Origin of the sequence: Microbacterium sp. zg-B96, assembly GCF_030246865.1 — a bacterium.
Lineage (GTDB): Bacteria > Actinomycetota > Actinomycetes > Actinomycetales > Microbacteriaceae > Microbacterium.
On sequence record NZ_CP126738.1, the window covers coordinates 910,302 to 931,270 of the forward strand.

Annotated in this window: 21 protein-coding genes, 1 tRNA gene and 1 riboswitch; of the genes, 10 read left to right on the forward strand and 12 right to left on the reverse strand. The window is 71.4% G+C overall.

Going from position 1 to position 20,969, the window contains the following annotated elements; translation table 11 throughout:
• Window positions 1-6: 6 nt before the first annotated feature.
• The 4 genes from QNO11_RS04050 to QNO11_RS04065 all read right to left on the reverse strand — a co-directional run bounded on the left by QNO11_RS04050 (window position 7) and on the right by QNO11_RS04065 (window position 4,218).
• Window positions 7-462, reverse strand: a complete 456-nt coding sequence (locus QNO11_RS04050; RefSeq protein WP_257509450.1) for a Fe-S oxidoreductase — start codon at window positions 460-462, stop codon at window positions 7-9.
• Window positions 459-1,274 (reverse strand): arginase family protein, encoded by an 816-nt coding sequence (locus QNO11_RS04055; RefSeq protein WP_257509451.1) that lies wholly within the window; start codon window positions 1,272-1,274, stop codon window positions 459-461. The genes QNO11_RS04050 and QNO11_RS04055 overlap by 4 nt, the downstream gene beginning before the upstream one ends.
• A gap of 125 nt (window positions 1,275-1,399) precedes the next feature.
• Window positions 1,400-2,140 carry a PspA/IM30 family protein gene (locus tag QNO11_RS04060; protein WP_257509452.1) on the reverse strand — a complete coding sequence of 247 codons (741 nt, stop codon included), beginning with the start codon at window positions 2,138-2,140 and terminating at the stop codon, window positions 1,400-1,402.
• A 68-nt stretch (window positions 2,141-2,208) separates the two neighbouring features.
• Complete coding sequence (locus QNO11_RS04065) at window positions 2,209-4,218, reverse strand: TPM domain-containing protein (protein WP_257509453.1); 2,010 nt, start codon at window positions 4,216-4,218, stop codon at window positions 2,209-2,211.
• 174 nt (window positions 4,219-4,392) lie between these two features.
• Here QNO11_RS04065 and QNO11_RS04070 point away from each other — a divergent pair, with 174 nt between their 5' ends.
• From QNO11_RS04070 to QNO11_RS04105, 8 genes are all read left to right on the forward strand, one after another.
• A complete protein-coding gene (locus QNO11_RS04070; RefSeq protein WP_257509454.1) occupies window positions 4,393-5,229 on the forward strand; it encodes a DUF3097 domain-containing protein in 837 nt (278 codons plus the stop codon).
• 53 nt (window positions 5,230-5,282) lie between these two features.
• Window positions 5,283-6,044, forward strand: coding sequence for a tRNA (guanosine(46)-N7)-methyltransferase TrmB (trmB, locus tag QNO11_RS04075; protein WP_257509455.1), 762 nt, complete (start codon window positions 5,283-5,285; stop codon window positions 6,042-6,044).
• Window positions 6,041-6,913 carry a CPBP family intramembrane glutamic endopeptidase gene (locus QNO11_RS04080; protein ID WP_257509456.1) on the forward strand — a complete coding sequence of 291 codons (873 nt, stop codon included), beginning with the start codon at window positions 6,041-6,043 and terminating at the stop codon, window positions 6,911-6,913. Before trmB ends, QNO11_RS04080 begins: the two co-directional genes overlap by 4 nt.
• Before the next feature lie 57 nt (window positions 6,914-6,970).
• Window positions 6,971-7,033, forward strand: a riboswitch (guanidine-III (ykkC-III) riboswitch).
• 10 nt (window positions 7,034-7,043) lie between these two features.
• The gene (locus tag QNO11_RS04085) at window positions 7,044-7,364 is read left to right on the forward strand and encodes a DMT family transporter (RefSeq protein WP_257509457.1); all 321 of its coding nucleotides are present in this window, start codon (window positions 7,044-7,046) and stop codon (window positions 7,362-7,364) included.
• A gap of 244 nt (window positions 7,365-7,608) precedes the next feature.
• Window positions 7,609-7,684 (forward strand) — tRNA-Arg (locus QNO11_RS04090).
• Between the two features lie 225 nt (window positions 7,685-7,909).
• Window positions 7,910-8,032 carry a hypothetical protein gene (locus tag QNO11_RS04095; protein ID WP_257509458.1) on the forward strand — a complete coding sequence of 41 codons (123 nt, stop codon included), beginning with the start codon at window positions 7,910-7,912 and terminating at the stop codon, window positions 8,030-8,032.
• A 51-nt stretch (window positions 8,033-8,083) separates the two neighbouring features.
• Window positions 8,084-11,026 (forward strand): DEAD/DEAH box helicase family protein, encoded by a 2,943-nt coding sequence (locus tag QNO11_RS04100; RefSeq protein WP_257509459.1) that lies wholly within the window; start codon window positions 8,084-8,086, stop codon window positions 11,024-11,026.
• A 165-nt stretch (window positions 11,027-11,191) separates the two neighbouring features.
• Window positions 11,192-12,010: a hypothetical protein gene (locus QNO11_RS04105; RefSeq protein WP_257509460.1), complete on the forward strand. Its 819-nt coding sequence runs from the start codon at window positions 11,192-11,194 to the stop codon at window positions 12,008-12,010.
• Between the two features lie 96 nt (window positions 12,011-12,106).
• Here QNO11_RS04105 and QNO11_RS04110 read toward each other — a convergent pair whose 3' ends face one another.
• From QNO11_RS04110 to QNO11_RS04125, 4 genes are all read right to left on the reverse strand, one after another.
• Window positions 12,107-12,598 (reverse strand): hypothetical protein, encoded by a 492-nt coding sequence (locus QNO11_RS04110; protein WP_257509461.1) that lies wholly within the window; start codon window positions 12,596-12,598, stop codon window positions 12,107-12,109.
• A gap of 24 nt (window positions 12,599-12,622) precedes the next feature.
• A complete protein-coding gene (locus QNO11_RS04115) occupies window positions 12,623-13,057 on the reverse strand; it encodes a DUF7144 family membrane protein (RefSeq protein WP_257509462.1) in 435 nt (144 codons plus the stop codon).
• 53 nt (window positions 13,058-13,110) lie between these two features.
• A complete protein-coding gene (locus QNO11_RS04120; protein WP_257509463.1) occupies window positions 13,111-14,496 on the reverse strand; it encodes a hypothetical protein in 1,386 nt (461 codons plus the stop codon).
• A 95-nt stretch (window positions 14,497-14,591) separates the two neighbouring features.
• Window positions 14,592-17,177, reverse strand: coding sequence for a winged helix-turn-helix domain-containing protein (locus QNO11_RS04125; RefSeq protein WP_257509464.1), 2,586 nt, complete (start codon window positions 17,175-17,177; stop codon window positions 14,592-14,594).
• A 132-nt stretch (window positions 17,178-17,309) separates the two neighbouring features.
• On the opposite strand from QNO11_RS04125, the gene QNO11_RS04130 reads away from it, so the two are divergent.
• Window positions 17,310-17,525, forward strand: coding sequence for a DUF8691 family protein (locus tag QNO11_RS04130; protein ID WP_257509465.1), 216 nt, complete (start codon window positions 17,310-17,312; stop codon window positions 17,523-17,525).
• 83 nt (window positions 17,526-17,608) lie between these two features.
• Here the strand turns inward: QNO11_RS04130 and QNO11_RS04135 are convergent, their stop codons facing one another.
• From QNO11_RS04135 to QNO11_RS04150, 4 genes are all read right to left on the reverse strand, one after another.
• Entirely contained in the window at window positions 17,609-17,767 is a 159-nt protein-coding gene (locus QNO11_RS04135; protein WP_257509466.1) for a hypothetical protein, read from the reverse strand.
• A 72-nt stretch (window positions 17,768-17,839) separates the two neighbouring features.
• Complete coding sequence (locus tag QNO11_RS04140) at window positions 17,840-18,271, reverse strand: glucose-6-phosphate dehydrogenase (RefSeq protein WP_257509467.1); 432 nt, start codon at window positions 18,269-18,271, stop codon at window positions 17,840-17,842.
• A gap of 40 nt (window positions 18,272-18,311) precedes the next feature.
• On the reverse strand, window positions 18,312-19,115 hold the full coding sequence (locus tag QNO11_RS04145) for an SDR family oxidoreductase (protein ID WP_257509468.1): 804 nt from the start codon (window positions 19,113-19,115) through the stop codon (window positions 18,312-18,314).
• Between the two features lie 79 nt (window positions 19,116-19,194).
• Complete coding sequence (locus QNO11_RS04150; RefSeq protein ID WP_257509538.1) at window positions 19,195-19,995, reverse strand: SGNH/GDSL hydrolase family protein; 801 nt, start codon at window positions 19,993-19,995, stop codon at window positions 19,195-19,197.
• 107 nt (window positions 19,996-20,102) lie between these two features.
• Between QNO11_RS04150 and QNO11_RS04155 the strand changes: the two genes are divergently transcribed.
• Complete coding sequence (locus tag QNO11_RS04155) at window positions 20,103-20,939, forward strand: transglutaminase-like domain-containing protein (RefSeq protein WP_257509469.1); 837 nt, start codon at window positions 20,103-20,105, stop codon at window positions 20,937-20,939.
• The last annotated feature ends 30 nt before the right edge of the window (window positions 20,940-20,969 follow it).

The following is a 20,969-nucleotide window of genomic DNA, read 5'->3' on the forward strand; positions in this document are numbered from 1 at the left end:
GCCGGATCAGGCTCCGCGCGGCACGTAGCGGCCGTTTTCCAGACCCGCTTCGATCTCGAAGCGGTTCGTCAGCGGATTGCGCCCCGCAGCGAGGTACAGCAGCGGCATGAGCATGCCGTAACGCTGCCACTGCCGCTTGTGCACGGCTTCGTGGGCGAGCAGGCCAGGCGGAATCCGGCCCTCGCCGGTGAGGAAGCAGCCGCCCACGCACACCCCGCCGCGGCCGTATGTCCACGCCGGCATGCCTCGGAAGATCCACAGTCCGCCGCGGTGCTCCACGCGGCCGGTGGACCAGAGCGTGCCCCAGACCCACCCGACGGTGGTTCCCCACAGGTAGCCGAGTCGGCTGACCGGGGAATCCAGCACGAACCCCGGGATCAACCGGTCCCACCGCCGCTGGCGCGCCGCGGCACGTTCCGCGGCGGCCCGCCAGTCGGCGGGGGGAGTCGGGATCGGGCTCACGCCAGCGCTCCGACCACGCGCAGGATCGCTCCCAGGTCATCGACGGCGGCCAGCGGCGTCGCAGGGGCGAAACCCGACAGGGACGCGCCGACCAGCGGCATCCGCTCCCGCAGCTGTCCGAGTGCCGCGACGAGCTGCGCGACGTCGATCCCGAAGGGAACCGGCAGCCCGACGCCGGTGATCGCCGCCGGGTCGAGCACGTCCAGGTCGACGTGCACGTAGACCGCATCGGCGCCGGTCGCCGCGACCGCGTCGGCGAGGGCGGCCGGGTCGGCGAAGGCCTCGGCGGGCACATGGGTGACAGCGGATGCCTGCAGGAACGCCGCCTCCGCGGCATCCAGTTCCCGCGCTCCGGCCAGCACGACCCGCTCGGGCGGGATCGACGTGGGTGCCGACAGCACGCCGTCGTCGCCCAGCACCGCGCGCAGCGCCATACCGGCGAACGCCCCGGACGGTGAGGAGGCGGAGTCATGCAGGTCGCCGTGGGCGTCGCACCAGAGGACCGCGAGGTTCGGATGCCGCGACGCGGCGTGCGCGATCGCCGGCACCGCCACCGCGCAGTCGCCGCCGACCACGACCACCGGCTCGACATAGGGGGCGAGAGCCTCGGTGACGAGGGACTGGATGCGCGTCAGCGCGCTCAGCCGGTGCACGCCGGTGCCGAGTGCCTCACCGGCCTCCAGCGGCACCTCCACGCGCGTGCAGGATGCCCGCGGCAGGTCACCGGCGATCGCCTCCGCCCCGTCGACGAGGAGCATGGCACGCGCAGAGGGGGAGCCCTGCCATTGCGGCACGACAACGAACCGGGTCATGTCTCCATCTTGGCCTCTCGCGGCCGCCGACGGCGCGTCGAGGCAGGGATTTTCCACCCGCTCACCCGCGGCAACGCGACCGGGCGCCGTCCCCGGAGGGAGCGGCGCCCGGTGGGGCGTGCGGTTCAGGCGCCGGCGTCGATCGCCTTCGCCGGGGCACCCGACTTCAGCGCGGCCAGGCGCGCCTCGACCTCGGTGAGCTCCCCGACGTCCTCGAGCTGGTTGAACTGCGCGTCGAGGGTGGATGCCGCAAGCTCCTGCTTGCCGGTGGCCAGGGCCTCCTGACGGCGCACCTTGTCCTCGAAGCGACCCAGTTCGCTGGTCGGGTCGAGCACGTCGATGGAGCGGACTGCGTCGTGCACCTTGTTCTGGGCCTCGGCGGTCTTGGCGCGGGCCAGCAGCTCGGAGCGCTTCGACTTCAGCTGGTCGAGCTTGCCCTTCATGCCGTTGAGGCCGTCCTTGAGCTTCTCGACGACCTCGGACTGCGTCGCGATGGTCGGGGCGATGGCCCGGGCCTCGTTCTCCTCGCTGATCTGACGCTGCAGGGCGATCTTCGCGAGGTTGTCGAACTTGTCGGCGTCGGCGAGGTTGCCGGCCGTGCGCAGCTCGTCGGCCTTACGGCTGGCCGCGAGTGCCTTGTTGCCCCACTCGGTGGCCGCCTGCACGTCCTCCTGGTGGTCGCGCTCCAGCAGGCGCAGGTTGCCGATCGTCTCGGCGATGGCCGACTCGGCGTCCGCGATGGAGTTGGTGTAGTCGCGCACGAGCTGGTCGAGCATCTTCTGCGGGTCCTCGGCGGAGTCGAGGATCGAGTTGATGTTCGCCTTCATGAGGGTCGAGATGCGACCGAAGATGGACTGCTTTGCCATGGGTGGTGCCTTCCTATCGAGTTGACGTCGAGTGGTCTTGGATGCCGCAGCGCGGCGGGGCCGGAGGATCAGAAGCGCCCCCCTCCGCGGCGGCCGCGGGTGCCGCCGCCGCCGAAACTGCCGGGCCGGAACGAGCCGCCGCCGCTGCGGCCACGGCTGCTGCCGCCGCTGAAGCCGCCGCCGAAGCCGCCGCCGAAGCCGCCGCCCCCGCGGGAACGGCCACCGCCGCCGCCGCTGAGGAGGGAGTTGATGACGATACCGCCGAGCACGGCACCGAACATGCCGTTGCTGCCGCCGCCCCCGCCGCCGAGCATGCCGCCGCCGCCGAAGCCGCCGACGTCGGTCTGCGCGTGGTGGATGGCCTGCGCGGCAAGCTGATTGGCGCGCTGCGCGAGGGGGAGCGCCTGCTCCGGCGCGGTGACGGCGAGCTGGCGCGCCTGCATGAGCGCGGCGCCGGCCTCGGCGAGGCGGGTGCGCGCTTCGGCGCCGACCGCGCCGCGGCGTGCGCTGAGGTAATCCTCCGCTGCGGAGACCTGCGCCTGGGCCTGCGTGAGCTGCTGGTCCAGTACCTGCCGGGCGTGCTGCGCGCGCGCCTGAGCGTCGCGCACGGCGGTGACGACGCCGTCGATGCGGGTGTTGGCCGTTTCCAGCGCCTGCAGGGTCACCAGCGGCCGTTTCGCGGTGGATGCCAGGTTGGTGCGTGCCGTCTCGACCTGCTGGCGCGTCGCCGCGATCGCCGCAGCGATCTGGCCGTCGGCGTCGGGCAGTGCCGAGGCGACCGCGATGTCCTGCTCGAGATCGGCGATGAGCGCGGCGGCATCCCGTTCGCCCTGCGTGAGGTCGGCGGACAGGCGCCCGATGGCGTCTTCGAGCAGCTGTGCCTGGCCGATGGCGTCCTCGGCGGCGCGGATGCCGACGGCGGCGACCCCGCCGTCACCCGCCGCGATCGCGTCGGCGGCATGCGCGAGCTGCTCGTCGGCGAAGGCGAGCCGCTCGCGGGCCTGCTCGGGGTTGTCGGCGATGGTGGCGAGGGCTTCCGGCGCATACGTGCCCTGCAGTGCCTGCAGGGCGGTGGCCGCCGGCGCCAGGCCCTCAGCGACGGTGGTGCGCAGCTGCTGCACGCGGGCGAGGGCCTCGGGGGCGTTCTGCTCGAGTTTGCGCAGCTCGTCGAAGGCCTCGGCCTTCTCGTCCAGGCCCCGGTCGGCCTCTTCGCACAACCGCAGGATCTCGGCGTTCCAGGCGCGGATCTGCTGCTCGGTGTCGGGTTCTTCGTCATCGAGTTGCTGCTTGAGCGTGAACGCCTTGGTGAGGTTCTCCTTGGCGGTGGTCAGCGCCTGCTCGAACTCCACCGTCGCGGCGTCGCCGAACTGGGCGCGGGCGAAGCCGAGCTCCTGCTCACTGGTGCGCACCGCGTCGTCGGCGGCGACGAGCGCCGAGGATGCGCGGCGGGCGAGTTCGACGGTGTCGATCTGCTCCTCGGCCGGTGCGCCACCGGTCGACCCCTTCGCGGTGCGCGAGCGCCGGGAGCGCACGACGAGGAACACCACGACGCCGACGACGGCGATCGCGAGCAGGATCCACAGCCACCACCACCCGCCGCCGGCGCTGGTGAGGTCTTCCTGGAAGCGATCAGCGGCCAGCTGGATCGCGCCGCTGTAGTCCTCATCACGCAGCAGTGGCAGGATCGCCTCTTCGGTGGCGGTCAGCTCGCTGTCGCTGAGCGGGCCGTTGGCGTCGGCGGAGATGTAGTACTGCCGGCCTTCGGTGGCGATCGCCAGCAGGTACTGGTTCTCGCCGAGACCGTTGCCCAGCGCCACGGCATCCGCCCACTCCTGCCGATCGGACGGGTTGGTGAACTCGTCGACGAGGGCGACGTACAGATCGACACCCGTGGCGTCGTAGAGACCGTCGAGTCGTCCCTCGACCGCGCTGGTCTCTCCGCCGTCGAGGACACCGGCCTGGTCGAGCACGTGGGACGCGCCCAACTGCACGGGTTCGGTCGCGGATGCCGTGACGGCACCGGCCGACAGCAGCACCGTGAGAATGGTCGTGAGCACCAAGGCCCAGCGCCTGCGCATCGTGTCCCCTTTCGAGGCCCGTCCGAGCACCTCGCTCCGAGTCTATTCAGAGCCCCCGAACCGGCGGTAGTTCACCGGCTGTGAGGTACCGATGAGACGCCCGCCGGCGGGTTCGCGGCGGGTCGGGGACGGCGCGGGCGGGGCGGCGGGTACGCTCTGGCCCCCGGAGGACTCATGGACGATCGATACGGCGGCGACGTGCTCGCCGCGGGCTGGCGCAACGCCGGACGACGGGTGATCCCGAAGGTGCCGGCCACGCGCGACCTCGTGGTCGAGGTGGCAGGCGACGGGTTCTGCGGCGCCGTCATGGGCATCCAGTCGGGCTTGGTGGAACTCGAGGACCGCGTGGGACGGCGGCGGCAGTTCCCGCTCGGTGCCGGCTTCCTCGTCGACGGCGACCCCGTGCACCTGGTCCCCCCGACCGCCGCGCACAAGCCCCGCACCCGCACGGCGTCCGGGTCGTTCGCCGCACCCGAGGAGCGCGCGCGGGTCGCGAAGGCGAGCCGCATCCTCGTCGAGGGTCGCCACGACGCCGAACTCGTCGAGAAGGTCTGGGGCGCGGACCTACGCGTCGAAGGCGTCGTCGTGGAGTACCTCCAGGGTGTCGACCTGCTCGAGGACACCCTGCGCGCCGAACCGCCTGGTCCGCAGCGGCGCTACGGCGTGCTGGTGGACCACCTCGTCCCCGGCTCCAAGGAGCAGCGCATCGCGGATGCCGTCGCTCGCGGCCCCCACGCCGCGCACGTGCTGGTCGTCGGTCACCCCCACGTGGACGTCTGGGAGTGCGTGACCCCGCGCGCGGTCGGCATCCCGGCGTGGCCGACTGTGCCGCGCGGCACCGACTGGAAGACGGGCGTCTGCAAGGCGCTGGGGTGGCCGGCCGAAGAGCAGGCCGACATCGCGCGGGCATGGCAGCGCATCCTCGGGAGCGTCCACACGTTCCGCGACCTCGACCCGGCACTGCTGGGCCGGGTGGAGCAGTTGATCGACTTCGTCACGCAGGAGGGCTGACCCGGTGGAGATTCGGCGCCGATCCGGGCGGGCGGCCCCGGTAGCCTGGGACGATGCCGGATCCTGACCTCGACGCGGACCCGACCGCCGACTCCGAGGATGCCCCGTTCCGCAAGCGCACCGTCTCGTTCGTGCGCCGCAGCGGCCGCATGTCGGACGCGCAGGAGCGTGCCTGGCGCGACCTCGCGCCGCACTACGCGCTGCCGCTGGAACGCGATGGGGCCACGACCAGCGTGCGCGCCGGGTCGGAGATCGATCCGGCATCCGTCTTCGGGCGCACCGCCCCGCTGATCGTGGAGATCGGCTCCGGTCAGGGCCACGCCATCGTGCGCGCCGCCGCTGCGCGGCCTGACACCGACTTCCTCGCCGTCGAGGTGTTCAAGGCCGGGCTCGCTCGCACGATGCTCGATGCCGACCGCGCCGGTGTGCGCAACCTGCGGGTCGTCGAAGCCAACGCCCCCGAGGTGCTCGAGCACCTGCTGCCGGCGGCGTCGGTGGACGAGGTGTGGGTGTTCTTCCCCGACCCCTGGCACAAGCACAAGCACGTCAAGCGGCGGCTGGTCGCACCGCCCTTCCCCGAGCTCGCGGCGCGCGCACTGCGCGACGGCGGCGTGCTGCGACTGGCGACGGACTGGGAGGACTACGCACTGCAGATGCGGGATGTCATGGCGGATGCAGCGGACTTCGAGCCCGCGTTCGAGGGGGAGTGGGCGCCGCGTTTCGACGGCCGGGTGGTCACCGCCTTCGAACGCAAGGGGACCGCGAAGGGCCGCGACATCCGCGACCTGGCCTACACCCGCAAGGCCCGCTCGTGAAGGCCGTGGTGCCGGGCACCCGGCCGCTCGTGTCGGTGGCGACGCTCCCGGCGCTGCTGGTGTGCCTGGCCGCGCCGGCGTTCTTCGTCCTGCTGCTGCCGTGGCTGGGGTGGGCGCTGCTGGTGGCAGGGCTCGTGCTGGCCGCGGTCGTGGAGCGCCGCCAGGGTGCGCGCACCGAGCCGATGGCATCCGCCGTCCGCCCGCCGTCACTGCTGCGCGACCTGTCGCTCATCGCCCTGGGCCTGGTGATCGTGAGCCTGATCGATCTGAAGGCCGAACTCGACAACGCCGCGATGGTGCGCTTCACCCTCGCACTGGGCGGTGCCGTGGTCGTGCCGTATGTCATCTCGCGCTGGCTCTACCGGGACCGGGCGATCTCCTTCCCGTGGCGCGGGGGAGGGCGCTGGACGACGTTCCAATGGGCGTGGCTGGCGATCGTGCTGGTGCTGGGCTGGCTGATCCTGCCGTTTTACTTCATCACCTCGGGCGTCTACATGAACTGGCCGGTGGTGGACACCCCCGAGCTGATCGCGCGGCTCTTCGTGGGTGTCGGGGCCGTCGGCATCTGGGACGAGCTGTTCTTCATCTGCACCGTGTTCGCGCTGCTGCGCCGGCACTTCGCCGACCTGTCGGCCAACGTGCTGCAGATGATCGTGTTCGTGTCGTTCCTGTGGGAACTGGGCTACCGGGAGTGGGGGCCGGTGCTGACGATCCCGTTCGCGCTGCTGCAGGGCTACATCTTCCTGCGGACGCGCTCGCTCGCGTACGTCGTCACGGTGCATCTGCTCTTCGACGCGGTCGTGTTCGCCGTGCTCGTCCATGCGCACAACCCGGGGCTGCTCGACGCGATCTTCTTCGTCTCGCCGTGAGCGCTCGCCGCGGCAGTGCTGCCCAGGGCGTGCACAGGGGCTCGCGCTAGCATCGGCACCGGATCCTGACCGGATCCCCGGACGACGGTTCAGTACCCGGTGAGCGACAAGACTGGCCATGGAGGCTGTCATGTCGTGGATGGTTCTCGTCGTCTCAGGAGTGCTGGAAGCCGTCTGGGCGACGGCGCTCGGCAAGTCGGAGGGGTTCACCAAGCTCTGGCCCTCGGTGATCTTCGGAGTCGCGCTCGTCGCGAGCATGGGCGGACTCGCCTACGCGATGCGCGAGATCTCCACCGGCACCGCGTATGCGGTGTGGGTGGGCATCGGGGCATCCATCACCGTCGTGTATGCCATGATCACCGGCGACGAGGACTTCTCGGTGGTGAAGTTCCTCCTCATCCTGGGGCTGGTCGGATGCATCGTGGGGCTCAAGCTCGTCAGTGCGGAATAAGCCCTGCTGAGAAGGCGGATCCTTCACCTTCAACGCAAAGGTGAAACGACTTGGCGGAAAAAACTTGACGCCGTCGCGGATCGGAGTAGTTTCAGTTTCGCGAACAGAAAACGGAAACGAAGAAGCCGAAAGGTAACTGGATACGGAGACCGACAAACCGCGAATGATCGCCCCGGGGCTTCGGCCCCGGGGCGATCTTCGTCGTCCAGGGGGATGGCCGTGCGGTGATAGTCTCGTTCGGTACGCCTCCGTAGCTCAGGGGATAGAGCGCCGGTTTCCGGTACCGTAGGTCGCTGGTTCGATTCCAGTCGGGGGCACCAGTAGAGACAAGGGATCGCGGGCCGTTCAGGCCCGGCGGTCCCTTTCTCGTTCCCGGCCTCCTGCCCGCCCGCGGCCTCCCCGCCTCCAACCGGTGAGACCACAGCTGGTCGCCGAAACGATGGGAACCACCCGCTGTCTCGGCGACCGGCTGTGGTCTCAGCGCGGCCCGCGACGTCGCCGAGGCCGAGATCGCCGGCATCCCGACCGATTCGCTTGAATCGGTCGTGCGCTACGTCGTGCTGGGAACGGTGCTTTCCGAGCAAGTGCTGCTGGCCCTGCGCCGCGTCGCGGAGCAGGTCGTGTCGGCCGAGCGGTTCGGCGGCAGCGATGCCCCGGCGGTCGGCTGAACACCAAGACCACGGCGAACAGGGCGCACGCGGCGCTCCTATGCTGAACGGATGCCATCTGCGATTGCGACCGCGCTCGCTTCGTGGCAGTTCACCGGCACCCTGCGGCACTATCAGGCCGATGCGCTCGAGCGGGTCGACACCGATGCGGCATCCGCACTGCACATCGTCGCCCCGCCCGGCTCCGGCAAGACCCTGCTCGGCCTGCTGCTCGCCGCCCGGCGCGGACGCCGCACCGTGGTACTGGCCCCCACCACGACCATCCGCGCGCAGTGGGTGCGTGCGGCGGTGTCCCTCGCCGGTGATCCGGCCGCGGTGTCCGAAGACCCGGGGGACCCCGGCGAACTGACGGCGCTGACCTACCAGGCGCTGAGCGTGCTCGACAGCGGCAACCCCTTCGCGGGACTTGCCCGCGCCCGGTGGCGTGACGAGCTCGAGGCGGATGGGCGCTCGCCGGATGCCGCGACGGGGTGGCTCGACGACCTCGCCGACCGCAATCCCCAGGCGTTCAAGCGCGGCATCGCGAGCAGGTCGCGGACGCTCCGGCGGCAATTGGTGCGGCAGGACCCCGACCTGCTCGCCTCGGCGCTGCATCCGAACGCCCTCGCCCTCATCGACCGCCTCGTCGCGCACGGCGTCGAGACGATCGTGCTCGACGAGTGCCACCATCTGCTCGACCACTGGGCGCTGGTGGTCGCGACCCTCGTCGCCCGGATGCGCGCGGCCGGACGTGAACCGCTGCTCATCGGGCTGACCGCGACGCTGCCGTCGCCGGACGACGCCGACGAGTACGACAACTACACGTCGCTGCTCGGCGAGGTCGACTACGAGGTGCCGGTGCCCGCGGTCGTGCGCGAGGGCAACCTCGCCCCCTATCGAGACTTGGTGCGCTTCGCCGAGCCCACCGCAGCGGAGCTGAAGTTCCTCGCGGCGCACGCCGAGGGCCTCGCAGTGCTGCTGCGGACCACGTTCGCACAGACCCAGGGGCTGCAGTTCCTCGTGGACACACTGCAGCCCGAGCCCGAACAGGTGCCGCCGCGCGACGCGCTGGAGCCGCCCCGGCCGGACGAGGACCCGACCGACGCCGGCCTGGCCGCCGCGTTCGCCGCCGATTTCGCCGGCGCCGAGGCCGCGGCGGCGATGCTCGCGACGGTGGCCCCGCGGCATCCGCTCGTCCCGCGTCTGCCCGACGTCGCTCGTCGCCCGCCCACCACCGAGGAGTCGCTGCGGCTGCTCGCCCGGTACGCGCTGGAGCGCATCCTGCCCAACCCGGCCGAGGAGCGGCTGTGGCACCGGATCCGCCGCACGCTCGCCGACTTCGGCTACGCGCTCAGCGACCGCGGCGTGCGCCGCACCCGCGACCCCGTCGACACGATGCTCGCCTCGTCCCTGGCGAAGGACTACGCCGCGTGCGACATCCTGCGCATCGAGCGTGACGCGTTGGGCGATGAGCGGCTGCGTGCGCTCGTGGTCACCGACTTCGCCCAGCACGGCAACAAGCACGGCGGCTTGGTCCGCGCGGCCGGTGCGCTGCGTACCTTCACGACGCTGGTGGCCGACGCCGCGACCTCCGGTCTGCGGCCGATCCTGGTCACCGGCAACAGCACCCGCGTCGCGACGCGGGATGCCGACGTGCTCGTCCGCGCTCTCGAGGAGGTGCTGGGCACGCCGGTCGCGACCGCCCCGCTGCTGGAGCAGGCCGAGGTATCGGAGGTGCACGCACCGGGAGCGGGCTCCGCAGCGCTGGTGCGTGCGGCATCCGTGCTGCTCACGCGCGGCTCCGTGCAGGTCGTGGTGGGCACGCGGGGACTGTTCGGGGAGGGTTGGGACTGCCCGGCGGTGAACACGCTCATCGACCTGACCGCGGTGGCGACGGCATCGGCGACGCAGCAGCTGCGCGGGCGTACGCTGCGGCTCGACCCGGCGTGGCCGGAGAAGGTCGCGCACAACTGGACGGTCACGACGCTGCTGCCCGCGTCGTTCCCGCTGGAGGCGCAACCCGACGCGGCGCGGCTGCGGCGCAAGCACGCGCGGCTGTGGGGGCTCGACACCGACGAGCCTTCGCGTGTCGTGCGCGGGCTGTCGGTCGCCGTGCCGGCGTCGCAGCGCCGCGGACTGGAGTCGATCGTGGCCAAGGATGCGGCGGCATCCGTCGATGCCCTGAACGAGATGCTCGAGCTTCCCGAGCGATCGGCGACGCGCGCGCAGTGGCGCATCGGCGAGGCGTACCTCGACCGGGAGAGCGTCAGCGCGCTCGTGGCGCGGCGGCCCGAGACGCCGGTGTTCCGCACGAGTCGGCCGGTGTCCCGGGCGCTGGGGCGCGCCTTGGGCGCAGTGACGGCAGGCACCGCGGGCGGCGCTGCGAGCGTGGCGCTGGCGGGAGCGGCCCTCGGCGGGCCCGAGGTCGGGATCGTCGCGGGCCTTGCTGTGCTCGTGGCCGGCGTCGTGCCCGCAGTCGAGCTCGCGCGGGGATGGCGGCAGGCCCGCGCGCAGACCGACGGCGGTGCGGAGCCGTATGCCCGCATCGCGACGCTGGTGTGGGAGGCGCTGCGCACCGCCGGCCGAGTCGCCGACAGCGGGGTGTCGTTGGAGGTGACCGAGGGGGAGCTGCAGGGCGGCGTCGTCCCTGTCGCGATCGAGGTGCCGTCGGCGTCGATCGCCGATCAGCGGACGTTCGCCGCGGCGCTGGGAGAGCTGTTCGGGGCGGTGCGGACGCCGCGCTTCCTGCTCGAGACGGGGCAGGGCGGCTCGCCCGTGGTGCGTGGCGTGCTGCGGCGGACCGCGCGCGAGGGCGGAGGACACTTCCTGCCGGTGCCGTCCCTCATCGGGCGGCGACGCGAGGATGCCGAGGCGTTCGCCGCCGCGTGGCAGCGCGCGGTCGGTCCCTGCGTCCTGCATGCGATGGACCGTCCCGGCCAGCTCGCGCTCATGGCACGCGCTCGCCGCGACGGCGGCGCCCTTCCCGCCCCCGCCCCCCGCACCCAGTGGCGCTAGCCCCCGCCCCGCCCCGCCCCGTCCCGCTTCCCCCGTGAGACCGCAGCTGGTGGCCGAGACAGTGGGAAACAACCACGGTCTCGGCCACCAGTTGCGGTCTCAGCGGGAGAGGGGGGCGTGCGGGGGCCGGTACCATGAGCGCGAACCGAGTGGGGGAAGTGACGGATGACCGAGGCGCCTATGCTCACCGCTCCCGCGGCGGCGGCGTGGCGCCGATCGCTGGTCGCACCCATCCGGTGGGCGACGGCGGCGACCGTGCTCGGCGCGCTGTTCGGGCTCGTGCTCGTCTTCGTCGGCGACGACACGGATGCCGCCATGTGGACCATCGTGCGATTCGGTGCCCTGGGCGGGGCGATTGCGGCGTTGCGCATCACGACCGTCCGCTTCGGAGCCGCCGGTGACCCCCGCATCGGCGGCGACAGCTTCCCCGAGATCTGGGAGGGGTACGCCCGCGCGTTCGCGGACTTCCTGCTCGCCGCGGCACTGTGGCTGGCGGGCGGGATGCTGGTCAGTGCGGTGTTCTTCTTCGTCGAAGGTGCACGCGACGCGACGGCGTTCACCGGTCCGCTGCTGCTCGGCGGAGTGTGGGCCGTCGCGTTCGGCGTCGCGTGGCTCGCGGTCGCGCTGGTGTGGATTCCGGTGTCGATCGTCCGCGAGGCGTGGCGCCGGCGCCGAGCCCCGCGCCCGATGAACCCGTGGTGGTACTACGCCGCGGTCTACCTGATCCTGATGCTGGCGGGCATCGCTGCGGTCGCGAGCGCATTCGTGCTGGTGCCGGAGACCATCCTCGCGCCGGGCCGGGGACTTTCCTCGTTGCTCGCCGCGCTGTACGGCGTCGACACCGGAACGCTCGAGCCGGGAGCGGCGATAACCGTCTGGGCGGCGCGCGTGCTCCTCAGCGCCATGGCCGTGGCGATGGTCGTGACCGCCGGGCTGGTCATCCGCAGGCTGACCCAACTGCAGGATCGGGCATCCGCCTCCTAGAAGTCGGGCTGCGCGCACGGCGAGCTTGCCCACTGCGCCGCCCGCGGAGGGATGGAAAGGCTTCTCCGTCCCCCTGCCACTTGTCGTGGTCGGCGGTCAGTGCAACGCCACCTTGAGCGCGATCATGATCAGTCCGAAGGCTGCCGTGCCGATCGAGCCCAGCAGGCTCATGGTGATCGAGGAGCCACGGTCCCGGAAGACGACGTACCCGATCACGGCGAGCACCCCCACCCCGACCCACAGTGCCACCCACAGTGCGAAGACGTCCGGAATGACCCGGGCAGCACCCAGCAGCAGCACCCCGGTCGGCAGCACGGCGCCCACCAGCAGTCCGGACGAGCGCACCAGGGCGGACCGCAGCGCATCCGGCAAGCTCCCCGCATGCCCGACGCCCGCGCGGTACGAGGCCACGGTGCCGGCGTACACGTGCGCCGCCCAGAAGACCATGACCGTGGCCACCACGGACGCGAAGACCTCCCACACGACGGATGCCGTCGTGCCGCTGACGACGATCATCCCCGACACCAGGATCACGCCGTAGACGGCCTCCTCCGTGATCAGCCGATGGGGGACACGCGGATCGGTCACTGCCTCGCCATCGTGAGGCGCCAATCAGCGCTCGGCCTTGAGTTCGCGACCGTGCACGGTGAGCGCGTAGATGATGAGGATGTCGATCGTGAGCACAATCAGCGACCACCAGGGCTGCACCGGCAGCAGCGTGAGCTGCCCGACGGCGTTGAGCCCGACCAGGATGATCGCGACCACGCGGGCCCACGTCGCACCGCTGAGCAGCGCGACACCGATCACGACGAGGCTGGCTCCGGAGATGAGGTGCCACCAGCCCCAGCCGGCCACGTCCAAGAGGAACAGGTCGCCGGTGGCGGCGATGAAATAGGCACTGTCGGGGCCGATGACCGCCACGAGTCCGTAGATGATGTCGAAGACGCCGGCCAGAATCAGCATGGTCGCGGCGAAGATGGCCCAGGCGGTCCATCCGGTGACGTTCGTGCCTGTGGATTCGCCCCTGTTGCTGGCCGTGGCGGTCATATCGTCCTCGCTTCATCTGGAGTCGGATCGTCAGCGCTGTGACGACACCGACGCTATGAAGCGACGCCGACCGTGTCCTCATCCGCGACGGGTGATTCCGCCCTCGCCTCCGCAGCGGCATCCGCCGGGCTGCGCAGCAGCTCGCAGACCCACCACGCCAGCAGCGCGACGACGAGCACCCCCGCGACGTCTGCGACACCGAGTGGGCGCAGCAGCCACAGCCAGACGACCGCGAGCACGCAGATCACGGCGCGCACGAGCACGCGATAGCGGTCCATCCATCGGCCGAACACACCGGTGGAGAACCCGCGCTCCGCGAGCGAGCCGCGAATGGTGCCGTTGACGGTGCTGACACCGCCGCGCACCACCCCGGCGGAGTGCCAGCGCCCCTGCGACCAGGCCACGACCCCGAGGATGCCGCCCAGCACCATGCCGACGATCGCCGTCTGCCGCATATCCGCGATCACCTGCTCGTACATCGCCGCCAGCGCGGCGCTGGGCAACTGCAGATCGGCGGCGATCACCCCGAGCACGAGGGGCCCGATCGCGATGATCGTGGTGAGGATCGCGCTGCCGATGAACAGACCCACGCCCACCCCCAGGAGGGCGGTGATGCGGCGGCGTGCGATGAGGATGCCGGCGAGGAACAGCACGAGCGTGATGACCGGCAGCCAGGCGCCGACTGCCACCGCTGCAGCGTAGGAGGCGCGCAGCGTCGCCAGCTCCTCGACCTGCCCCACGACGATCGTGCGCTCGACGTCGGGGATCCCCGCCGCGATGCCGACGCCGCGGTCCACCAGACGCTCCTTCACCTCGGCGACGATGGGGCCCAGTTCGATCCCGATGACGCCGGATTGGTCCACGGTCACCGCGCCGGTCTCGCCGCCGCCGGCGGCGGCGATGAGCGTGCGGTGGCTCGCACTCAACGCCCGCTCCCAGATGTCGGCGAACGCATCCGACTCGACCAGCCGGGTGACGGTCTGGTCGATCAGGCTCTGCGCGCCCTGCGCCGCGGGTCCGCGAAGCAGGTCCAGCGCGGTCGCCGCCCGCGACGGCAACCCGAGTTCCGCGATGCCGTCGAACAGGTCATTGGTCACCTGCTCGAGATTCAGCTGCTCCTCGATCGCTGCCGTCGTGTTGTCGATGAGCAGGGCCTGGACGTCGGGGTCCTCGATGATCGGCCCCATGGTCGCCACGAACCGGTCGGCCTCCACCAGTTCGACGCGCACCCACGCGCCGACGATCGACACGGGAACCAGGATCGTCGCCACCACAATGCACAGGGCCGACACGATGGCGCGCCAGGTGTGACGGCGCGGCGGCCGCGCACCGCCCTCAGGGGGGAGCGCGGCCGCCGTCGCCGCCAGCCGCGCGTTCTCGGCCTCGAGCTCATCCACCCGCGCCTGCAGAGCAGCAGTCGTGTCCAGATCGGCCGGCATCTTCGCCTCACTCTCCTCGCATGCCGACGGTATAAGGCGCGCGGGGCGAGGCGTCATCCGTGTGGGGTGATTTCCGCCACGGCGATCGGCCGGGGTCACCCCACGTGCGCCACATCCGGGGTCTCCAGCAGGCCGAGCTCCCTCGCCCGGACGATGGCGGCATCCCGTCCCGTTGCGTCGAGCTTCCGGTAGATGTGCGCCATGTGGGTCTTCACCGTGTTCACCGAGACGAAGCACAGCGCGGCCAGTTCGGCGTTGGTCATCCTGCTCGGAAGATAGGCCAGCAGGTCCAGCTCGCGCGGCGTGAGCGGCTCCGCCAACCCGTCTCGGGCGCCGCGCCGGGACGCGCGTGACAGGGTGAGGACCTGCAGCCGGAAGCCGCGGGGTGCGCCGGGAAGCGCATCGATCAGGTCGGACACCGCGGTCCCGGCTCGGATGAACGGGTGGATCAGATGCTCGGCCGCGGCGGTGTCGACAGCGAGCTGCAGATGCTCTCTCACACTGGTCGGGCGACCCTGCCGGGACTCCAGCCACGCGCGCAGAAGGTTCACCTCCACGACCGTTGCCGGAGCCGACCCATCGGGTAAGGTCACCGCGTCCAGCCGGGTGCGAGCCGCCTGCAGGTCACCTTCGGCGAGGAGCCCGGCGATGTCCTCGAACACCGTGGCCGCCCACCTGGTGCCCCGGCCGCCGCGGGTGGGGTGTCCTGCCTCTCGTGCCATCCGGCGGGTGATCGCGGCGAGGACGTCCTCGACGATCGGGGGTGGGGCGCCCGGCGGCGCGATCGCGGCCGCGTCGATGTTCTGCGGGTCGACCAGCCGCGACTGCGCGTGGGCGATCCACATGAGTTGAGTCCGCCGGTTCGCGGCCGCGCGAACGTATCCCTCGTGCAGGGCAACCGCACCCGATTCCGGTTCGCCGCGCTGGATCGCCACCAGGGCACGGGCGAGATAGGCATCCGCCGAGCTCGGATGCGTGAGCAGGCTCAGGTCCCGCGCCAGCTCGAGCCCCTCGTCCGACAGCGCCGCCGCCGAGCGCAACCGACCCGACCACCCGCGGCTGAGGGCGAGGCTCCCGAGCAGGTGGACGCGGTACGCCCCGTAGTGTGAGCCGTCCAGCTCCAGCGCGTCCCGCAGCGTGCGCTCCGATCCGGCCAGGTCGCCCAGCAGGAACTGAGCCCGTCCGATGGAGACCTTCGCCACCGCCTCCAGCAGCGGCAGCGAGGTCAAGCGCAGCAGATCCGGGATGGCCACGCCCGAAGAGGACTCGGCCTCCTCGAGGAACCGGCGCCCCTCGGCGAGATAGATCTCGGGATGCGGGCGGAACTGCACGCACGCCGACAGGAACGCCCGCGCCACCAGCGCGACCCCGCGCTCGGTACCCGGCGCGTCGATGGTTCCCCGGAGGATCTCCTCCCCGAGGGCCGCCTGCCCGGACATCCCCTCGAGGATGCCGTAGAGCACGTTCGCTTCGGCACGCTCGGATCGGATGCCGCTGGGAACCAGCGACAGCCACCGCGCCACCGTCGCGGTGTCACCTCGTTCGTAGACATCCCGCCCGCGCGCGACGATGTGATCCATGGCCTGGCTCCACTCCCGGGCGGCCAAGAACGACTCGATGGCGGCTCCCACCTCGCCTCGGCCCAGCTGCCACTGCCCGGCCTTCACCAGCAGGCGCGCTTCGGCCGCGGCGTCGTTCTCACGCAGCCGGTACCGCAGCAGGTCGCGGAAGAGGGGATGGAAGCGGTAGCGGTCGAGGGTGCCCGGCACTGAGACGACGAACAGCGACTCGCGTTCCAGGGCCTTGAGGAACGCGCCCCCGTCGGAGAGGTCGGCCACGGCTTCGACCAGCCCGGGGGACAGCTCGTCGAGGACCGACAACTGCAGCAGCGCCCGCGTGCGGTCGGGGGCGAGGCCGTCGAGCACCTCTTCGCTCAGATAGTCGATCGCGAGCCGGTCGCTGTCGGCGAGGGCGGCGACGACCTCGTCCGCTCGGGTGCGGAACCGCAGGCTCAGGCCGGTCAGCTGCACCCCCGCGGCCCACCCCTCGGTCCGCGCGACCACGGCCGCGGCGGTTGCGGCATCCACCGGCACGCGGCAGATGCGCTCGAGTACCCGCGCCGTGGTGGCGGTGTCGAATGCCAGCTCGCTCTGACGCAGTTCCACGATCCCGTGCTGCAGGCGATGTCGGCTCCACCCGAGCTTGAGGTCCGATCGGGAGGAGAAGACGAAATGCACCTTCGCCGGGAGCATGTCGACTAGGCGCCACAGGTCGGTGACGATCTCGGAGTTGGTCACCCGATGCAGGTCATCGAAGATCACGATGATCGGGCGCACCAGGTCGGCGAACGCGGCAGCGAGCGCCTCGAGCATGGGGTCGCCCAGGCCTGCACCGGCGTTGCCCAGCGGGGCGTCGAGCTCTCCGAGAGCGGGGTCCACGGATGCCAGCTCGGCGACCAGGCGTCTGGCGAACATCACGGCGTCATCGTCCGACGGTGACATGTCCAGCCACGCCACCCGACCACCCTCGATGGATGCTGCCCACTGTGCCAGCAGCACGGTCTTGCCCGAACCCGCCGACGCCACGACCAGCGTCAGCGGCGCGCCGACGCCGGCATCCAGTCGGGACCCCAGTTCAGGTCGCTCGACCGCGTGGGGGGGAACCGCTCGTGAGAACGTCATCGATCGCGGCTTTCTGCGCTGGCCGGCAGCGCGGCAGCAGAATCATCCCACAGGGGTGAGGGGAACTCGATAGACCCCGACGCACCATGTCGCCTAGCAGGGGCAGTCGCATTCGCAGGCGAGGAGGACGTGATGCCCACCCACGCACATCTGACGGCGATCGTCGTGCGTGGCAGGCTCAGTTCGTCCTTGGTCGCCGCTCTCGACGGCTACCGCATCGAGGCACTGCCGGGCGGCATGACGAGGGTCGTCGGTCCCGTCGCTGATCAATCGATGCTGTTCGGCCTGCTCGGGATGTTCGACGGACTCAACATCGAGGTGGTGTCCGTCAACCAGGTGGACCCATGACCGGTGCCCGGACGCCAGTGACGGGGGTGCTCCTGGAGTCGACCTCCACGAGCACCCCCGTCACTGGCGCGGCGAGCGCGAGCTCAGGTCTGACGACGGACGAACCGCATGAGCCACGCGATGATCGCGATGACGATGAGGATGATTCCGACGTAGAGCAGGAACTGCACCGCGTTGATGAATACGCCCAGCAGAAGCAGGACGATTCCGACGATGAGGAGGATTACAGCAAGTCCGGTCATTTGTCCGAGTCTGCTCGCGGCACGCACCCGCATGCCAGCACTTGACATCGGCGGGGCCGAGCCGTACGCGTGTTACGCGACCTGCGAGCCGCACATTCCGCAGATGCCCAGCGCGGAGACCTCGACGTAGCAGTCGGGGCACATCGCCCGCGGCGCCTCGTCGACCAGCGCGGCGCGTCGCACCGCGGGGGTCCGCACCTGGCGGGCCGGGGTGGTGCGCGTCGCGGCCCGGGTCTTGCGCGCCGGTGCCTTGGCGGCGGGGGCGGCAGGTGCCGGCTCCTCGGCCGCGGCGGGCACGTGCTCGGCGCAGTAGAACCGCACGAAACCGTCGTGATGCTTCGGGTGCCGGTGCTTGACCGCCCACAGTTCGGTGCGCTCACGCAGTTCGGACTCGCTCCCGCAGATCACGCAGTGCGCGGGGTCGCCTGGGGCGATCTCGTTCACCACGACCGGGGTCTCGAACGGTACGGCGTCTCGCCAGTCGGCTGATGCGACGATCTTCATTTTCGGCTGCTTCCCACCCTTTGAGACTACGCGGCTCCCGTCACCCTCGGCGCCACCGGTCATTGTCGAGGTGGGATCCGGCCTGCGGGCCCATCTGCAGCATGCCGCCGTCGACGACCCAGCTCGCGCCGGTGACGTAGGATGCCGCGGGCGATGCGAGGAAGGCCACCACCGCCGCGATCTCCTCCGGGCGACCCGGCCGCCCGAGCGGGATGCCGGGGCGGTGCACGCGCTTGGCATCCTCGGACTGCATGTCGTTCATCGGCGTGGCGATCTCGCCCGGTGCGACGGCGTTGACGGTGATCCGGTCGGCACCCAGCTCCTGGGCCATGGTAGCCACGAGCCCGCCGAGCCCGTGCTTGGCGGCGACGTACGCCGCCGACCCCACGCGCGGCTGGTGCTCGTGCACGCTCGTGATGGCCACGATGCGCCCGCCGTGGCGAGCGGCCGCCATGCGGCGGGCGGCCCACTGCATCCCCACGAACGCCCCGTCGAGATTGAGTGCGATCGTCTGCCGCCACTGGTCCAGCGACAGGTCGAGCACCGGTGTGCCCCCGCCCCCGCCGGCATTGTTGACGAAGACGTCAACGCCGCCGAGGTCGTCGGCCAAGCGGTCCAGGACGGCCGCCGCACCGGTCAGGTCGGTGGCGTCGAACCGCTCCACGACGGCGCGCGACCCGCGGGCGCGCACCGCCTCGGCGGTCTGTTCCGCGCCTTCCCGATCGGTGTGCCAGGTGATCCCGACGTCGAGGCCGGCCTCGGCCAGGGCGATCGCGGTCGCGGCACCGATGCCGGAGTCGGAGGCGGTGACGATGGCGTGGCTGGGGGAGAAGGTCGCGTCCATGCCTTCACGCTAGGCAGTGGCAGCCCCGGCTGCACCGGGGTTTACACGCGGATGCCGCTGCGTTAGGGCGCGGTGGTCGTCAGGGGACGAGCGGGGCGATGGTGGGGGCCGCTGCGGCGTCCGTCGTCGCCGAGATGGCCGCGAGCGCCTCGGCCAGCCGCGACGCGAGATAGGCGTGCCCGGCGGTGGAGGGATGGTCGTTGCCGATGTCGGAGGTGTCGATCACGTCGAGGTAGTCGGCGGGGGTGATCCAGCCGTCGGCGACGGGGGAGAGGTACCACCAGCCGCGAGCGCCGGCAAGCTCCCGCAGGTCGCCGTCGATGCGGGCGGTGGCAGCCTCGACCGGCAGCACCTGGGGTGCGGGGCCGAGGATCACGATCCGGGCGTCGGGATAGGTCGCCGCGAGCCGGTCCCACGCGGCGGTGACGGCGTCGCGGTAGCCCGCGGCGTCGAGCTTGCGATCGTTGATCGAGCCCTGCACGATCACCAGATCAGGGTGCAGCTGCGGGTCGAGTTCGGCGATCCGCTCTCCGAACGTGCCGCCGTCCAGTCCCGGCTTGAGGTAGCCGCTGCCGCGGACACCGGCCACGACGACGTCCCAGTCCAGCTTCTCGCCGATCACGTACGCGTAGCCCAGCGTGGGATCGGTGGCAGCGGAACCGTACGTCCACGAGTCGCCGAACACCAGCACCCGCGGTGTCGCGGGGAGGGCGAGGGCTGCGGGGGCGACCACGGCGGGGGCTCCGGCCGCTCCGGCGGACGGTGCCGAGGTGGTCTGCCAGGGCCGCCAGATCGTCAGGATGCACACGGCGGCGACCGCTGCGGCGAGCACGACGATCGGCCACGCCGTGCGGCGGGTTCGCGTGCGCGCGTGAAGCATCACGCTTTGAGGGTAGATCACTGTGAGCCACTGCCAGAACGCGACTTCGCGGCGGCGCCCGTGCGCGCCGGTCCAACGCGCCCGCGATGGCATGCGAGGATAGCTCGGTGCAGCGCAAAGTGACCGCCGAACTCGACCTGGAACTGGGGTCTTCGGTGGACCTCATCCTTCAGATCGCGGTGGCCCGCGTGGTGCCCATCGTGCACGAGCGGCTGAGCTTCACCCAGGGCGATCAGGTGCGCACCGCCACCGAGATCCTCGACCCGGCCGGCAGCCGGCTGCACCGCCTGCAGGGCGAGGCCGGTCCGCTGCACGTGCGGTACGAGGCGGTCGTGGCCGACGCGGCCCCGACCGGGCCGGCCAGCGAACTGGAGACGATCGCGTATCTGCGGCCGAGCCGCTACTGCCAGTCCGACGAGGTGTTCGCCCAGGCGCGGCGGCAGTTCCGCGGGCTCTCCGGACGCGAGCTCCTCGCCGCCGTCGATGACTTCGTCGCCACGAGCACGACCTATACCCTGGGCCTCAGCCAGGGGACCGACTCAGCCGTCACCACCCTCAACACCGGTCAGGGCGTCTGCCGGGACTACGCCCACCTGGTGATCGCGCTGCTGCGCGCCATGGATGTGCCGGCCCGCTACACCGCCTGCTACGCACCGGGGCTCCGGCCGATGGACTTCCACGCCGTCGCTGAGGCCTACCTCGACGGCGCCTGGTACGTCGTGGACGCCACCCGCCTGGCCAATCGACGCTCGCTGGTGCGGATCGCGTCGGGGCGGGATGCCGCCGACTGCGCATTCCTCAGCTTCTACGGCGGCTACGTCGGGCTCGACCGCATGCAGGTGGACGCCTGGGTGCTCTCCGAGGACCCCGCCGATACCGCCGCGGCAGCCGCGGCATCCGACCCCGCCGTGGAGGACCCGTCGCTGCTGCTGCAGTTGGCTTGACCGGGCTCACACAGGGCCGCCCGTAGACTT

What these genes read in the sequence shown, in the direction of transcription:
- QNO11_RS04150 (WP_257509538.1), bottom strand. Translation starts at nt 19,995, where the DNA reads ATGCTTCACGCGCGCACGCGAACCCGCCGCACGGCGTGGCCGATCGTC.
- QNO11_RS04060 (WP_257509452.1), bottom strand. Translation starts at nt 2,140, where the DNA reads ATGGCAAAGCAGTCCATCTTCGGTCGCATCTCGACCCTCATGAAGGCG.
- QNO11_RS04120 (WP_257509463.1), bottom strand. Translation starts at nt 14,496, where the DNA reads ATGCCGGCCGATCTGGACACGACTGCTGCTCTGCAGGCGCGGGTGGAT.
- QNO11_RS04085 (WP_257509457.1), top strand. Translation starts at nt 7,044, where the DNA reads ATGTCGTGGATGGTTCTCGTCGTCTCAGGAGTGCTGGAAGCCGTCTGG.
- QNO11_RS04130 (WP_257509465.1), top strand. Translation starts at nt 17,310, where the DNA reads ATGCCCACCCACGCACATCTGACGGCGATCGTCGTGCGTGGCAGGCTC.
- QNO11_RS04055 (WP_257509451.1), bottom strand. Translation starts at nt 1,274, where the DNA reads ATGACCCGGTTCGTTGTCGTGCCGCAATGGCAGGGCTCCCCCTCTGCG.
- QNO11_RS04140 (WP_257509467.1), bottom strand. Translation starts at nt 18,271, where the DNA reads ATGAAGATCGTCGCATCAGCCGACTGGCGAGACGCCGTACCGTTCGAG.
- QNO11_RS04100 (WP_257509459.1), top strand. Translation starts at nt 8,084, where the DNA reads ATGCCATCTGCGATTGCGACCGCGCTCGCTTCGTGGCAGTTCACCGGC.
- trmB (WP_257509455.1), top strand. Translation starts at nt 5,283, where the DNA reads ATGCCGGATCCTGACCTCGACGCGGACCCGACCGCCGACTCCGAGGAT.
- QNO11_RS04135 (WP_257509466.1), bottom strand. Translation starts at nt 17,767, where the DNA reads ATGACCGGACTTGCTGTAATCCTCCTCATCGTCGGAATCGTCCTGCTT.
- QNO11_RS04125 (WP_257509464.1), bottom strand. Translation starts at nt 17,177, where the DNA reads ATGACGTTCTCACGAGCGGTTCCCCCCCACGCGGTCGAGCGACCTGAA.
- QNO11_RS04115 (WP_257509462.1), bottom strand. Translation starts at nt 13,057, where the DNA reads ATGACCGCCACGGCCAGCAACAGGGGCGAATCCACAGGCACGAACGTC.
- QNO11_RS04065 (WP_257509453.1), bottom strand. Translation starts at nt 4,218, where the DNA reads ATGCGCAGGCGCTGGGCCTTGGTGCTCACGACCATTCTCACGGTGCTG.
- QNO11_RS04145 (WP_257509468.1), bottom strand. Translation starts at nt 19,115, where the DNA reads ATGGACGCGACCTTCTCCCCCAGCCACGCCATCGTCACCGCCTCCGAC.
- QNO11_RS04105 (WP_257509460.1), top strand. Translation starts at nt 11,192, where the DNA reads ATGACCGAGGCGCCTATGCTCACCGCTCCCGCGGCGGCGGCGTGGCGC.
- QNO11_RS04070 (WP_257509454.1), top strand. Translation starts at nt 4,393, where the DNA reads ATGGACGATCGATACGGCGGCGACGTGCTCGCCGCGGGCTGGCGCAAC.